Annotated in this window: 18 protein-coding genes and 1 pseudogene; 16 read left to right on the plus strand and 3 right to left on the minus strand. The window is 30.7% G+C overall.

Going from position 1 to position 15,067, the window contains the following annotated elements:
* Window positions 1–15 precede the first annotated feature (15 nt).
* From ML436_04390 to ML436_04415, 6 genes are all read left to right on the plus strand, one after another.
* Window positions 16–234 carry a capsid morphogenesis B protein gene (locus ML436_04390; GenBank protein ID UMT78979.1) on the plus strand — a complete coding sequence of 73 codons (219 nt, stop codon included), beginning with the start codon at window positions 16–18 and terminating at the stop codon, window positions 232–234.
* A gap of 50 nt (window positions 235–284) precedes the next feature.
* Window positions 285–812: a spore coat protein gene (locus tag ML436_04395; protein UMT78980.1), complete on the plus strand. Its 528-nt coding sequence runs from the start codon at window positions 285–287 to the stop codon at window positions 810–812.
* A 131-nt stretch (window positions 813–943) separates the two neighbouring features.
* Window positions 944–1,114, plus strand: coding sequence for a pathogenicity island family protein (locus ML436_04400; GenBank protein ID UMT79484.1), 171 nt, complete (start codon window positions 944–946; stop codon window positions 1,112–1,114).
* Between the two features lie 38 nt (window positions 1,115–1,152).
* The gene (locus ML436_04405) at window positions 1,153–1,722 is read left to right on the plus strand and encodes a terminase small subunit (protein ID UMT78981.1); all 570 of its coding nucleotides are present in this window, start codon (window positions 1,153–1,155) and stop codon (window positions 1,720–1,722) included.
* Window positions 1,723–1,943: 221 nt separating this feature from the next.
* A complete protein-coding gene (locus tag ML436_04410) occupies window positions 1,944–2,945 on the plus strand; it encodes a hypothetical protein (protein UMT78982.1) in 1,002 nt (333 codons plus the stop codon).
* Window positions 2,946–2,963: 18 nt separating this feature from the next.
* Complete coding sequence (locus ML436_04415) at window positions 2,964–3,527, plus strand: hypothetical protein (protein ID UMT78983.1); 564 nt, start codon at window positions 2,964–2,966, stop codon at window positions 3,525–3,527.
* A 248-nt stretch (window positions 3,528–3,775) separates the two neighbouring features.
* Here ML436_04415 and ML436_04420 read toward each other — a convergent pair whose 3' ends face one another.
* Window positions 3,776–4,330, minus strand: a complete 555-nt coding sequence (locus tag ML436_04420) for a DUF4888 domain-containing protein (protein UMT78984.1) — start codon at window positions 4,328–4,330, stop codon at window positions 3,776–3,778.
* Window positions 4,331–4,704: 374 nt separating this feature from the next.
* Between ML436_04420 and ML436_04425 the strand changes: the two genes are divergently transcribed.
* From ML436_04425 to ML436_04440, 4 genes are all read left to right on the plus strand, one after another.
* Entirely contained in the window at window positions 4,705–4,857 is a 153-nt protein-coding gene (locus tag ML436_04425; protein ID UMT78985.1) for a hypothetical protein, read from the plus strand.
* A 70-nt stretch (window positions 4,858–4,927) separates the two neighbouring features.
* Entirely contained in the window at window positions 4,928–5,038 is a 111-nt protein-coding gene (locus ML436_04430) for a hypothetical protein (protein UMT78986.1), read from the plus strand.
* A gap of 1 nt (window position 5,039) precedes the next feature.
* A complete protein-coding gene (locus ML436_04435) occupies window positions 5,040–5,225 on the plus strand; it encodes a hypothetical protein (protein UMT78987.1) in 186 nt (61 codons plus the stop codon).
* 737 nt (window positions 5,226–5,962) lie between these two features.
* On the plus strand, window positions 5,963–6,157 hold the full coding sequence (locus ML436_04440; protein ID UMT78988.1) for a CsbD family protein: 195 nt from the start codon (window positions 5,963–5,965) through the stop codon (window positions 6,155–6,157).
* A 242-nt stretch (window positions 6,158–6,399) separates the two neighbouring features.
* On the opposite strand, the gene ML436_04445 is transcribed toward ML436_04440, so the two are convergent.
* Window positions 6,400–7,251 (minus strand): DUF368 domain-containing protein, encoded by an 852-nt coding sequence (locus ML436_04445; GenBank protein UMT78989.1) that lies wholly within the window; start codon window positions 7,249–7,251, stop codon window positions 6,400–6,402.
* Between the two features lie 326 nt (window positions 7,252–7,577).
* Between ML436_04445 and sufC the strand changes: the two genes are divergently transcribed.
* The 5 genes from sufC to sufB all read left to right on the plus strand — a co-directional run bounded on the left by sufC (window position 7,578) and on the right by sufB (window position 13,081).
* Window positions 7,578–8,339, plus strand: a complete 762-nt coding sequence (gene sufC, locus ML436_04450; protein UMT78990.1) for a Fe-S cluster assembly ATPase SufC — start codon at window positions 7,578–7,580, stop codon at window positions 8,337–8,339.
* 97 nt (window positions 8,340–8,436) lie between these two features.
* Window positions 8,437–9,744: a Fe-S cluster assembly protein SufD gene (gene sufD / locus ML436_04455; protein UMT78991.1), complete on the plus strand. Its 1,308-nt coding sequence runs from the start codon at window positions 8,437–8,439 to the stop codon at window positions 9,742–9,744.
* A 93-nt stretch (window positions 9,745–9,837) separates the two neighbouring features.
* The gene (locus ML436_04460) at window positions 9,838–11,088 is read left to right on the plus strand and encodes a cysteine desulfurase (protein UMT78992.1); all 1,251 of its coding nucleotides are present in this window, start codon (window positions 9,838–9,840) and stop codon (window positions 11,086–11,088) included.
* Window positions 11,078–11,542, plus strand: a complete 465-nt coding sequence (locus ML436_04465; protein ID UMT78993.1) for an SUF system NifU family Fe-S cluster assembly protein — start codon at window positions 11,078–11,080, stop codon at window positions 11,540–11,542. Before ML436_04460 ends, ML436_04465 begins: the two co-directional genes overlap by 11 nt.
* A gap of 141 nt (window positions 11,543–11,683) precedes the next feature.
* On the plus strand, window positions 11,684–13,081 hold the full coding sequence (gene sufB / locus ML436_04470) for a Fe-S cluster assembly protein SufB (GenBank protein ID UMT78994.1): 1,398 nt from the start codon (window positions 11,684–11,686) through the stop codon (window positions 13,079–13,081).
* A 295-nt stretch (window positions 13,082–13,376) separates the two neighbouring features.
* On the opposite strand, the pseudogene ML436_04475 reads toward sufB, so the two are convergent.
* Window positions 13,377–13,691, minus strand: a pseudogene (locus ML436_04475) (hypothetical protein).
* A gap of 333 nt (window positions 13,692–14,024) precedes the next feature.
* On the opposite strand from ML436_04475, the gene ML436_04480 reads away from it, so the two are divergent.
* Window positions 14,025–15,065, plus strand: coding sequence for a CNNM domain-containing protein (locus ML436_04480; protein ID UMT78995.1), 1,041 nt, complete (start codon window positions 14,025–14,027; stop codon window positions 15,063–15,065).
* The last annotated feature ends 2 nt before the right edge of the window (window positions 15,066–15,067 follow it).

The raw sequence follows: 15,067 nt of genomic DNA on the forward strand, positions 1-15,067 counted from the left end.
AGAAAGGGTAATTAAATGGAAACAAAATACGAGTTAAATAATACTAAAAAGGTCGCAAATGCATTTGGTTTAAATGAAGAAGATACAAATCTATTAATAAATGCAGTTGATTTGGATATTAAAAACAATATGCAGGAGATTTCAAGTGAGTTACAACAATCAGAACAGTCTAAGCAAAAGCAATTAGGTACAACGCTACAAAATTTAGCTAAGCAAAACAGGATTATTAAATAGCAATGATTGCCTATCCAATTCGGGTAGGCTCTGTTTATAGGGGTGAATAAATGAAACTGCTTAAAACGAAGAATTGTTTATATTATCGTAATGGCGACAATAAACTATCTGAGTATCAACTATTAACGCAATTTAACCCAGCATTTATTAATAAAAAAATTAAGATGTGTGAATTCCAAATTGAAAGTATGTACCATATGAGTGCGTCGACCACAACATGTGATGAAATAATGGGGGTCGTGTCTGTCTCATATCCGATTGAAAAATTAGTTATCAAAATTATTGAAACAAAAGCAGGGTTACAAAACTATAAAAATAGATCTATAAATAATATGGCGTTGTTGAAAAAGGTACTAAATCATTATACAGAAAAAGAGCAGAAGCAAGTTGTAAAATATATGCGTTCAAATGGACGATATAAGCCCTACAACGTCATTGAACGCTTACAAGTTGATTTGTATCAAGCAAGTATTAAACAACGTTCAGAACGTCAAAAACAAAGAAATACAGCAATTGAAAATAGCAAGATTGCACGAGTAAATGCTTATCACCAATCTTCACATGTAAAAGTGGTGTAACAATGGATAAAAAACAAATAAAAGGCATCGTGTGTGATTATCATAAGCGAACTAGAAGTGATGTATTAATAGATGATGATATAAATACTGATGAATTCTTTTCAATAGGTGATGAAAATTCCAATGAATGGATGGCAGACGATAACATTGATGATCATATTGTAAAGAATCACTTAGAAATGATTGTTGACCGAGTAGCGACCGATAAAGAGTTTTATATTTTTGACTCCCTTATACAAGGACGTAGTTATCAAGATATTAGTGGTGTCTTAGATTGTTCAGAACAATCTGTAAGATTATGATATGAAACCTTATTAGATAAAATTGTGGAGGTGATAGAATGAGTGAGTTAACGGCAAAACAAGCGCGTTTTGTGAATGAGTATATTAGAACACTTAATGTTACACAAAGTGCTATAAAAGCAGGTTATAGCGCAAATAGTGCACATGTGACAGGGTGTAGGTTATTGAAGAAGCCACACATCAAGCAATATATACAAGAACAAAAAGATAAGATTATAGATGAGAATGTATTAACTGCAAAAGAGTTACTACATGTGCTTACGAATGCGGCAGTCGGTGATGAAACAGAAACGAAAGAAGTAGTAGTAAAGCGTGGAGAATATAAAGAAAACCCACAAAGTGGCAAAGTACAGCTAGTCTATAACGAACATGTTGAACTGGTAGAGGTGCCAATTAAGCCAAGTGATCGTTTAAAAGCTCGTGATATGTTGGGGAAATACTATAAGTTATTTACAGATAAGCATGATATTAACGGCAATGTGCCTATATTCATTAACATTGGTGAATGGGACGGAGACGATGAGGAATTAGATAAGGCAGTGAAAAATGTATCTAACGCTAATCCTAATCATACTGTGATTTTGGATGATATACCATTAGAGGATTGAGGAGATTGAAACATCGTTTAATTGTGATATATAGTAATCATAACATTTAAAAATTTGTTAAAATTAGTACTAGGTACTAAAATGTAGTATAATGATTTTGTGTAGTTGCAACTAATGTCATTCCCTGATATTAGTTGCTTTTTTTAATATGAAACCTTTTTATTTTGTACAACTAAATATATAATAAAAAATAACTACACATGAAAGAGGTTAAGGGGAAAGTGAATAAAGATATTAAAATTAAAATCATTAAGATTACTACTCCTATTGAGTTTGAGAAAGATGAAAAAAATACTGCTCATGTAGGAGATTTCTTTGACTTTAATAGATTTAATTATTGTATTAAAGAAAAAATGAAATTAAGTGAAAAAGACAGACTTAAAACTTATAAAAAAACTGAAAGTTTTTATATTGAAAATTATAATGAAGATTTTAGCGACGATTTCGCAGTTGGAAATTTTATTTCTTTAAAGCATGGCTTTATATCAGATAATTTAAATATTACTGAATTTAAAGTAACAAGACAAAACGAGAAAGATGATGCTATTAAAAATAAAGTCAGTTTTTTAATTGATAAAAAGAGTGGATATTTTTATATTGTTAATGATGAGTTACACGTTATCAATTTTGAAAGATTAAGAAATTACTTTTTTATAAAAAAACCTAAAAGAATGAAATATATAAATAAATTCAATGAAGAAAATTCTAATGCATTTATAGATGAAAACAATAATAAGCTTTATATGATAGAGTTATTAGAACCTTTACCATTTCTTGAAAAGATTAGTAAGTTAACAACAGTCAAAAGTATTAAAATTAATCCTTCAAAAACAATAATTGAAGATGAAAAAGATAATAATATTTTTGATGATTTGAAACAAAATTTAGATAAAAATAATGTTGGAGAATATCAGACAGAGATTAAACTTACTAAATTTAAAAATAAGAAACTTACTAATGAATTAAAAAATTTTATTGAATATTTAGCAAAAAGTAAAAAATATGAAGATATCGCTGTGGAAGGAAATGTAAGTAATAATTATCCTAAAAAAATTACTGAAGATTCAACAACTAGAGACTTTTATGTAAAAAACGAAGTTGATGTAAAAGGTTTTCCGAAAGAACAACAATTATTTCAAAATATTCAAAGAGTTATTGAAGAAGAGGATCAATTGAATGTTGACAACTCTCAATATAAAGAGATTAAAGGGGTAAAATTATAGAGGGACGGAGTGTTAATTATGAGTAGAAGAACAAACAATTTAGATAATACTAGTTTTAAAACAAAGAAAACACGATTTCTTTATACATGCAATTTTTTAAAAGATTTTAAAAAAGGATTTAAAAAATTAGATTTATGTATACTTATTATATTATTAGTAATTATTTTTTGCTTCGTTTGTGAAATTATAAAATATAAACTTGATTCTAATTTAGATGTTCTAAAAAAATTTGTTCCTCTTTTGTTAACTTATTATTCAATTACTATTGGTTTTACTCTATCTTCTCTAACTTTTATGGCTGGGAATATTGAAAAATATAAAAGTAAGGCTAAGAAACTTTTCAAAAATATAATAACATTTTGTATATCTTATATTGTTATTTCATTAATTACTATTATAGTTTATTTAAGCTTATTTCTAGTTATGCATTATTTTAATTTTGAAGGTACGAATTATTGGATTAAGTTATTTACTTATTATATTTCGTTAATTTTACCTATAATTTCCATTTATATATTTATAAAAATAACTTTAATTATTTATCTCTTCTCACTAAACCTCTCTATGAATAATGAAAAATAATTATAAACGCATGCGAACAATTCAATAAAATATAACTAAAGAAACGTCACTTTCGAGTGGCGTTTTTTGTATTTTAAGACGCTGAGAAACGCACTGTGTTGCAGTGAGCGATTAGTGTGTATATAGAAATAGATAAAGTGTAGATATAGATTTGTAAATAATAGACTAATATTTGAGATAGATACTTTGCTTCTATCTCTTTAAAAAAGACAAGTTACATTAAAAAAGTAACCTGTCTTTAACCATGATTAGTTTATCGTGATGTTATCTATATCCTTTTTAAATAACATCAATTGTTTATGATCATTATAGTCATCACCAACTTTAGCTGAAATTGGGGGATCATTTTTATCTTTACTATGGATAGTTACTGTGTCGCCGTTTTTAACGATTTGTTTCTCTTTTAATTTGTCAGTTAATTTTTTCCATGCATCATTTGCGTCAAACCTATTTCCGTTTGGATTTATTCTTGACAAATCAATTCTTTTAACACTATCGGTATTAATCGGTTTGTTATTAGAATTGCTAAGTTCATTTAAATTGGCGGTACCTTCAATACTGTTTTCACCGCCATTTGGTAATTTATAAGTCACTTTGACATTTTCATTATCTGTTTTATCGATAATATTAGCCTCTTTCAAAGCATCTCTTACATTTTTCCACAACTGTCCGTCTGTTGTTTCAGCAGCTTTTGCAACGTTATTAATACCATTATAATTTGAAGAAGAATGAAAACCTGAACCTACTGTTGTTAAAACTAAAGCACTTGCTATCAATGTTTTTGTTAATAGTTTTTTATTCATTTTATTTTCTCCTATAACTTATTTGCAATCGATTACAAAGTAATTTTACAATTATTATTTATGTAAATCAATTAAATAATTATTAACAAATCCATAAAATTTTATCATTAAAATATAATAATTTTGAGCTAGAAATATTCGTCATTTATGCTATAATCGTTTTAGACACAGCAATGTGTTCAAATTTTCATCTATTCGTAAGTTAGCCTTCGGGCTGACTTTTTATTTCCATTATTCACATGTTAATCTTGTTGTTGTTTAGGCAGGTACTTCGGTACTTGCCTATTTTTTTATGCAAATTTTAAAAAACACTTGAATAATAAACATTTGTTTAGTATAATTATATTTGTAGGTTAGTTGATGACTTACAAATTATGTGTAAGGAGGTGAAAAGCCTCATGCTAGACATAATAAAAACACTTCTAGAACATCAAGTATTGGCAGTACTGATAATTCCAGAAGTGTTAAAACAACTTAGAGAATGGCATCTCGGCTACCTAGACCGAAAGCCAAACAACAAAGATTAACATTATGCTTGGAGCCTGACGGCTCCTCCTTACACTTATATAATATAATATTATTTGGAGGTTTTCAATTATGACAGAACAAATGTATTTATTATTGTTTTTATTAAGCCTACCATTGTTATTATTTATCGGGAGAAAAACACATTTTTATTGTTTAGATAAAAAGAATGGACGTAGATAATATGAGTGATTATAAATTAAAAATAATTGAATTGATCAAAAGTGATATAACAGGTTACCAAATTCACAAACAAACTGGCGTAGCGCAATATGTAATTTCACAATTAAGGCAAGGAAAGCGCGAAGTAGATAACTTAACTTTAAATACAACTGAAAAACTATACAGTTACGCACGACAAGTGTTATAATATAAATGTGAAATGGTCATTCTTGAAATGACTCGGTCGCTACTGGCACAGATCGTTTAAAGTGTCACCACAACATGAACTGAGAATTCATATGACGTTGCTGACGAGCGACAAAGCTCTGTGTTCCTGGATGGGAGTAAGTTTGTGTGGTGGTGCATAACAAGTCGCTGAAATATTTGCGACATAATAAAGCATATTATCGGTTTTATTAAGTGCTAAAGGCACATTTTAACCACCCATACTAGTTACTGGGTGGTTGTTTTTTATGTTATATTATAAATGATCAAACCACACCACCTATTAATTTAGGAGTGTGGTTATTTTCAAGGGCAAAAAAAGGGCATAATTTTAAAACAAAGGGCAAGGGTATGAACTATAAAATACCTTGAAACACTTATAAATGCCTATATAAAAGCATTTTGAATGCTCATGGATTTCCTTGATAATACAATTTGTTATTCCTGCTAAATAACCAATTACAAGCTCAGTAACGTCAAGTTGCTGGGCTTTTGTGAGTTGTGAGTTTCCAACGAAAATAAAAAACACTAAGTATAAGGTATATTATTTATTAAATGGTGAAGTAGCAAAAGGTAAAATAACATACTTAACATTGAAATTTTTTCACTCATTATATAATGAAGCTAAATAATTTTACAAAATTATTTGAGTTAAATGTTTAGACGTTTTTGAATCGGGTAAATTTAAATTACAACATTTATTTCAAGGAGGCATTCATTATGGCAGACGAAAGTAAATTTGAACAAGCAAAAGGTAACGTTAAAGAAACAGTAGGAAATGTTACTGATGATAAAGATTTAGAAAATGAAGGTAAAGAAGATAAAGCTTCTGGTAAAGCTAAAGAATTCGTTGAAAATGCTAAAGAAAAAGCAACTGATTTTATAGACAAAGTAAAAGGTAACAAAGGCGAGTAATTTTACTTTTATATCCTAATACACTACACATGCCACTTAGTCGGTATAAATATCGGCTAAGTGGTTTTGCTGTGTCTATGAAAATTATGTCATGCGTGATTTAGTTAATATTAATTTTAATGAAAGAAAGAGTCTAAATTAAAAAACTCGTTAACTAACTTCAATGGTAATCAACGAAAACTTAATCCTACATTGAAAGTAATTAACGAGAAAATCTGAATCAAAGAATTATTCGCGGATGGTTATTCATTTTCAGCGGTAATACGACCTAAAGTCAAACTTACGATTAAGCCGATGATAAATACTACAATTGAAACAAACCACATCGTGATACTAGTTGGTAAACCTGGAAATACTGCAAAAAGCGATCCAATGACGAAACCAATTATCAACGCAAAAGTCATTAATTTATGATTCAACAGGAAATATTGAATGATTTTGCTGGAAAAAATGAAACCAGCAAGTACACCAAAACCGACTGCAAGTAAAATAGGGATACCGGCAAAGTTAAGCTTAACTACTTCAGAAATAGCTAACATGACAGTACCATAAACACCAAATACTAATAACATAAATGAACCTGAAATACCTGGAAGTAACATGGCGCTGGATGCACACATACCTGCAATAAAATATTTAAAAATAAGACCAGTTGAAAGTGTCAGTGTTTCACCAGCGTGTTTATCGCCACTATTTAATAAAGTAATGATAACTAAAATGACGATACCAATTATAACCATCATATAATGTTTAACTGAAAATGATGACTTATAGTTAGATATTTTTAATAAGTAAGGGACAATTCCTATAATTAACCCACCAAAGAAAAACATAGTAGCTATGTGATGTTGGCTTAATAAGTAATTGAAAAGATTACTTAGTGATCCCATTGCTAATAACATGCCAATTATAATAGGAAGTAAAAATGTGAAACTTGGCCAAAAGCGCCTTGAGAAGATACCACTTATGGAAGCGATAAACTGGTTGTATATACCTAGTAATAAAGCGATGGTGCCACCACTAACGCCAGGTACTAAATCACTCGTACCCATAGCAAATCCTTTTAAAATATTAATCCATTTAAACTGTTGCATGAATAACTCCTTTCTAACGATTGGAATAAAACATAAATAGCATCATACCATATCATAAATGTATTAGTGAAATGATAACATATTTTAAAAACATAAAATCCATTGAGAAATTATGTGTACTGATTATCATTTATACTTCTGAACGGAGTCAATTAGAGATGTACTTTAGAGTTATTAAAAATAATAAAAAGGGTTTAAGTTATTTATATTAAGGTATAAGTAAGTTATAATTAACTGTACGCATTATTACAAAGTCTTTTTGACTACAAATTAAAATTATTATAAACTAGTTAAGAAAACTTTATATTTTACGGAGGGAATATAAAATGGCATCAACATTAGAAATCAAAGACCTACATGTGTCTATTGAGGATAAAGAAATTTTAAAAGGTGTTAACTTGACAATTAACACTGATGAAATACATGCGATTATGGGACCAAATGGGACAGGTAAATCAACTTTATCATCTGCAATTATGGGACACCCAAGCTATGAAGTAACTAAAGGAGAAGTACTTTTAGACGGTGTTAATATTTTAGAATTAGAAGTTGATGAAAGAGCAAAAGCAGGGTTGTTCTTAGCAATGCAATATCCATCTGAAATTACAGGTGTAACAAATGCTGATTTCATGCGTTCGGCAATTAATGCGAAACGCGAAGAAGGACAAGAGATTAACTTAATGCAATTTATTAAGAAATTAGATAAGAACATGGACTTTTTAGATATCGATAAAGACATGGCTCAACGTTATTTAAATGAAGGTTTCTCAGGTGGAGAGAAGAAACGTAACGAAATCTTACAATTAATGATGTTAGAACCTAAATTTGCAATTTTAGATGAAATCGATTCAGGTTTAGACATCGATGCATTAAAAGTTGTATCAAAAGGCATTAACCAAATGCGTGGGGAAAACTTTGGTGCATTAATGATTACTCACTATCAACGTTTATTAAATTATATTACGCCAGATAAAGTACACGTAATGTATGCTGGTAAAGTCGTTAAGTCTGGTGGCCCAGAATTAGCAAAACGTCTTGAAGAAGAAGGATATGAATGGGTTAAAGAAGAGTTCGGTTCAGCTGAATAATCTTATTAATACAATATCCATGAGATGTTCATCTATATATGATGAAAATGGACATTTATTCGAAATAGTAAATTTCATCAAGTAGGAGGAAAAAGTTATGACAACTGATATTTTGAACATTTCTGAAGAACAACTTGTTGATTATTCTAAAGCCCACAATGAACCTTCTTGGATGACAGAATTACGTAAAAAAGCTTTGAAATTAACAGAAACTTTAGAAATGCCAAAACCTGATAAAACAAAATTAAGAAAATGGGATTTTGATTCTTTTAAACAACACGATGTTAAAGGTGATGTTTATCAATCTTTATCACAATTACCTGAATCAGTAAGAGAAATTATTGATGTAGATCAATCTAAAAATTTAGTGATTCAACATAACAATACGATTGCATTTACACAAGTTGATAATAATGCATCAAATGATGGTGTTATTATTGAAGGTTTAGCAGATGCACTTGTAAATCATAGTGATTTAGTACAAAAGTATTTTATGAAGGATGCAGTAACTGTAGATGAACATCGTATTACAGCGCTACATACAGCATTAGTTAATGGTGGTGTATTTGTTTATGTTCCTAAAAATGTAGTTGTAGAACATCCAGTACAATATGTTGTTTTACATGATGATGAGAACGCAAGCTTCTACAATCATGTCATTATTGTTACTGAAGAAAGTGCTGAAGTGACATATGTTGAGAACTATTTATCAAATGCATCTGGTGAAGGAAATCAATTAAATATTATTTCTGAAGTCATTGCTGGTGCAAATTCAAATATCACTTATGGTTCAGTAGATTACATGGACAAAGGCTTTACAGGCCATATCATTCGTCGTGGTATTACAGAAGCGGATGCTTCAATTAATTGGGCATTAGGTTTAATGAATGAAGGTAGCCAAATTATTGATAATACAACTAATTTATATGGTGATCGCTCAACAAGTTCACTTAAATCAGTCGTAGTAGGTACAGGCGAACAAAAAATCAATTTAACATCTAAAATTGTTCAATATGGTAAAGAAACTGATGGTTATATCCTTAAACACGGTGTAATGAAAGAACATGCATCATCTGTGTTTAATGGTATTGGATATATCAAGCATGGTGGTACTAAATCAATTGCTAACCAAGAATCACGTGTTTTAATGTTATCAGAACATGCACGAGGAGACGCAAATCCAATTTTATTAATTGATGAAGATGATGTTCAAGCAGGTCACGCGGCTTCAGTAGGTCGTGTTGATCCGGATCAACTTTATTACTTAATGAGTCGTGGTATTTCTCAAAGAGAAGCAGAACGTCTTGTTATTCATGGGTTCTTAGATCCAGTTGTACGTGAATTACCTATCGAAGACGTTAAACGTCAATTGAGAGAAGTAATTGAACGCAAAGTTTCTAAATAAGTTATTGTAAATTAAATTTAAACTGTTGATATTGGTGACAAACTATTACAACGGTAGTATTTAAATAAACAGGATTTTTATTTAAGAAAGGTCGTGAATGAAGTGGCCGAACACTCATTTGACGTTAATGAAGTAATCAAAGATTTTCCGATTTTAGATCAAAAAGTCAATGGCAAACGTTTAGCATATCTTGATTCAACAGCGACAAGTCAAACACCTGTACAAGTGTTAAATGTTCTAGATGATTACTATAAACGATACAATTCTAATGTTCATCGTGGTGTGCATACTTTAGGTTCCTTAGCAACAGATGGATATGAAAATGCGAGAGAAACAGTAAGACGTTTTATTAACGCAAAGTACTTTGAAGAAATCATTTTCACTAGAGGGACAACTGCAGCAATTAACTTAGTAGCCCATAGTTATGGCGATGCAAATGTTGAAGAGGGCGATGAAATTGTTGTTACAGAAATGGAACATCATGCGAATATCGTTCCTTGGCAACAATTAGCAAAGCGTAAAAATGCGACATTGAAATTTATTCCAATGACTGCTGATGGTGAATTAAACATTGAAGATATAAAGCAAACAATTAATGATAAAACGAAAATCGTTGCAATTGCACATGTATCTAATGTACTTGGTACAATCAATGATGTTAAAACAATTGCTGAAGTTGCACATCAACATGGTGCAATCATTAGTGTTGATGGGGCACAAGCAGCGCCACATATGAAACTTGATATGCAAGATATGGATGCAGATTTTTATAGCTTTAGTGGTCATAAAATGCTAGGTCCAACTGGTATTGGTGTATTATTCGGCAAACGTGAGTTACTGCAAAAAATGGAGCCAATTGAGTTTGGTGGCGACATGATTGATTTTGTAAGTAAATATGATGCGACATGGGCAGATTTACCTACTAAATTTGAGGCAGGTACACCATTAATTGCACAAGCGATTGGACTTGCAGAAGCTATTCGCTACTTAGAGCGCTTAGGTTTTGACGCCATTCATCAATATGAACAAGAATTAACAATATATGCATATGAACAAATGTCGGCGATTGATGGAATTGAAATCTATGGCCCACCAAAAGATCGTCGTGCAGGTGTGATAACATTTAATCTACAAGATGTTCATCCACATGATTTAGCTACAGCTGTTGATACTGAAGGTGTCGCAGTTAGGGCTGGACACCATTGTGCACAACCACTGATGAAATGGTTAAATGTGTCTTCAACAGCAAGAGCGAGTTTTTATATATACAACACGAAAGAAGACATTGATCAGTTAATAAATGCCTTGAAACAAACAAAGGAGTTTTTCTCTTATGAATTTTAATAATCTAGATCAATTATATAGATCTGTCATTATGGATCATTATAAAAATCCTAGAAATAAAGGTGTATTAGATAACGGGTCTATGACAGTAGATATGAATAACCCGACATGCGGTGACCGAATTCGACTAACTTTTGATATTGAAGACGGCATTATTAAAGATGCTAAGTTCGAAGGTGAAGGTTGTTCAATTTCAATGGCAAGCGCATCAATGATGACGCAAGCAGTTAAAGGTCATTCACTAGGAGAAGCAATGCAAATGAGCCAAGAATTCACGAAAATGATGCTTGGTGAAGATTATGTGATTACAGAAGAAATGGGAGATATTGAAGCATTACAAGGTGTTTCTCAATTCCCTGCTCGAATTAAATGTGCCACATTAGCTTGGAAAGCATTGGAAAAAGGTACTGTAGCTAAAGAGGGTAAAGCAGAAGGTACAACTGAAGAAGAATAAAATGCTGTTAATCGTATGAGATATTTGACATTACACATATAAACTTTAATAAGGTGTCATGTCATTGTTATAATATGATTTACATCATGAATTAAAAACTTACGCACGCCGTTGTAAATATATTTTTAAGGAGTGATTGAAATGGCTAAAAAAGCACCAGATGTTGGGGATTATAAATATGGATTCCACGACGATGATGTTTCCATTTTCAGATCAGAACGTGGTTTAACTGAGAATATTGTTAGAGAAATTTCTAACATGAAAAATGAGCCGGAATGGATGTTAGATTTCCGTCTTAAATCATTAAAATTATTTTATAAAATGCCAATGCCACAATGGGGTGGCGACTTATCAGAATTGAATTTCGATGACATTACGTACTATGTTAAACCATCAGAACAAGCTGAGCGTTCATGGGATGAAGTGCCAGAAGAAATTAAACGAACTTTTGATAAATTAGGAATTCCTGAGGCTGAACAAAAGTATTTAGCTGGTGTTTCAGCACAATATGAATCAGAAGTTGTTTACCATAACATGGAAAAAGAACTTGAAGAAAAAGGTATCATTTTCAAAGATACAGATAGTGCTTTACAAGAAAATGAAGAACTATTTAAAAAATACTTTGCGTCAGTTATTCCTGCAGCAGATAATAAATTTGCAGCGTTGAACTCAGCGGTATGGTCAGGTGGTTCATTCATTTATGTACCTAAGAATGTTAAATTGGATACGCCATTACAAGCATATTTCCGTATAAATTCTGAAAATATGGGTCAATTTGAACGTACTCTAATTATTGCTGATGAAGGTGCTTCTGTACATTATGTAGAAGGCTGTACTGCACCAGTTTATACAACAAGTTCATTACACTCAGCTGTTGTTGAAATTATCGTGCATAAGGATGCACATGTACGTTATACAACTATTCAAAACTGGGCGAACAATGTATATAACTTAGTTACAAAGCGTACTTTTGTCTATGAAAACGGAAATATGGAATGGGTAGATGGTAACTTAGGTTCTAAGTTAACGATGAAATATCCAAACTGTGTTCTATTAGGTGAAGGTGCGAAAGGTAGTACGTTATCAATTGCATTCGCTGGTAAAGGACAAGTTCAAGATGCAGGTGCTAAAATGATTCATAAAGCACCTAATACATCTTCTACAATTGTTTCTAAATCTATTTCTAAAAATGGTGGTAAAGTTATTTACCGTGGTATTGTACATTTTGGACGTAAAGCAAAAGGTGCACGTTCTAACATTGAATGTGATACGTTAATCTTAGACAACGAATCAACTTCAGATACAATTCCGTATAACGAAGTATTTAATGATCAGATCTCATTAGAGCATGAGGCAAAAGTCTCAAAAGTTTCTGAAGAACAATTATTCTATTTAATGAGTCGTGGTATCTCTGAAGAAGAAGCGACAGAAATGATTGTTATGGGATTCATTGAACCATTTACCAAAGAACTTCCAATGGAATATGCGGTAGAAATGAACCGTTTAATCAAATTCGAAATGGAAGGTAGTATCGGATAGTTTTGAAAAGCGCGGTTAAGCTATTCTTAATCGTGAAAATAGGCTGATGATACCATTTTGATACTAAAAAAGTCACGTTAACGTGGCTTTTTTATTTTAGGAACATCCATTATTGATATTTAGTACAGTTAAAGATACAAATAAACGTCTCTACACATTGGCAATTAAATCCAAAGTGCAGAGACGTTTAATTTTTATATTGTTTAGAATAGTAAATAAGATTATTTGACTTAAATTTTAGAAAAGCAGATTTGAAGATAATCCTAGTAACTAATAATAGTAAAGAACTTAATTATTAAAATAAAAAAATGACTAGCAATATTAAGTTGATTAAAGAGGTAACTAATGGACCGTATGTTTTAAATGCATCTTTACTTTTATAACCAACAAACGTATCTAAAAATTGAATAAGAATCATTGCAATAGAGGTAGTAATTAAAAAACTATCATTAAGAATAACTATAGTGAAAATTGATAATAAACATAATGGTAAGCTACGTGTGAGTGCTTAATAAGCGTTAATATTATGACTAGATGCACATGATTGAATCGAATAACCTAAACGTACACTTGCACTGATTATTGTAAATATTGCTAAAACAAAATACATGTTAATCCTTCTTTCTATATAGAGAAATTAAATTACATTTACCTAGAAATAAAATTACGTATGCCTCAATAATTATCATTAGTATAACTTTCTTAAAGTTAATGACTATCATGTGAAACGCTCTTTAAATAATTCTACTAATTTGTTTACTTCATTCACGTTAATTCATTAAACCAAGTCATATTTGAATCTTTCTTAAAAAGCCATTTTAGTTACTATTAATAAAAGTATTATATATAATGAATTTTATATGGTTTATTAAACTTGAACGTCGGGAATTAAGTAACTACAACAAAAATAAAAATAAGATATGACAATAAGGAGATAACTCGCGTGATCATTGCCATAATTATATTGATATTTATTTCGTTTTTCTTTTCAGGAAGTGAGACAGCATTAACAGCTGCAAATAAAACCAAATTTAAAACAGAAGCTGACAAAGGTGATAAAAAAGCGAAGGGGATTGTAGGGTTACTTGAAAAACCAAGTGAGTTTATTACAACAATTTTAATAGGGAATAATGTCGCAAATATATTGCTACCAACACTTGTAACTATTATGGCATTACGCTGGGGTATCAGTGTTGGAATTGCATCAGCTGTCTTAACTGTTGTTATTATTTTGATTTCTGAAGTGATTCCAAAGTCTGTAGCAGCAACATTTCCAGACAAAATAACGAGACTTGTATATCCGGTCATCAATATTTGTGTGTTTGTATTTCGTCCAATTACACTACTTTTAAATAAATTAACAGACAGTATTAATCGAAATTTATCAAAAGGACAACCACAAGAACATCAATTTTCTAAAGAAGAGTTTAAAACGATGTTAGCAATTGCAGGTCACGAAGGTGCTTTAAATAAAATTGAGACAAAAAGGCTAAATGGTGTTATTAATTTTGAAAATTTAAAAGTAAAAGATGTCGACACAACACCAAGAGTTAATGTGACTGCATTTGCATCAAATGCGACATATGAAGAAGTTTATGAAACGGTTATGAATAAACCATACACAAGATATCCGGTGTATGAAGGTGATATAGATAATATCATTGGCGTGTTTCATTCTAAATATTTATTGGCTTGGAGTAATAATAAAGAAAATCAAATTACAGACTATTCAGCTAAACCATTATTTGTAAATGAACATAACAAAGCGGAATGGGTATTACGTAAGATGACAATTTCAAGAAAACATTTAGCAATTGTATTAGACGAATTTGGTGGAACTGAGGCAATTGTGTCACATGAGGATTTAATTGAAGAATTGTTAGGTATGGAAATTGAGGACGAGATGGATAAAAAAGAAAAAGAAAAACTTTTTCAACAACAAATTCAATATCAACAGCGGAAAAAGCACAACATTTCAATCTAAGG

This window comes from Staphylococcus roterodami (genome assembly GCA_022493055.1).
GTDB classification, from domain to species: Bacteria; Bacillota; Bacilli; order Staphylococcales; family Staphylococcaceae; genus Staphylococcus; species Staphylococcus singaporensis.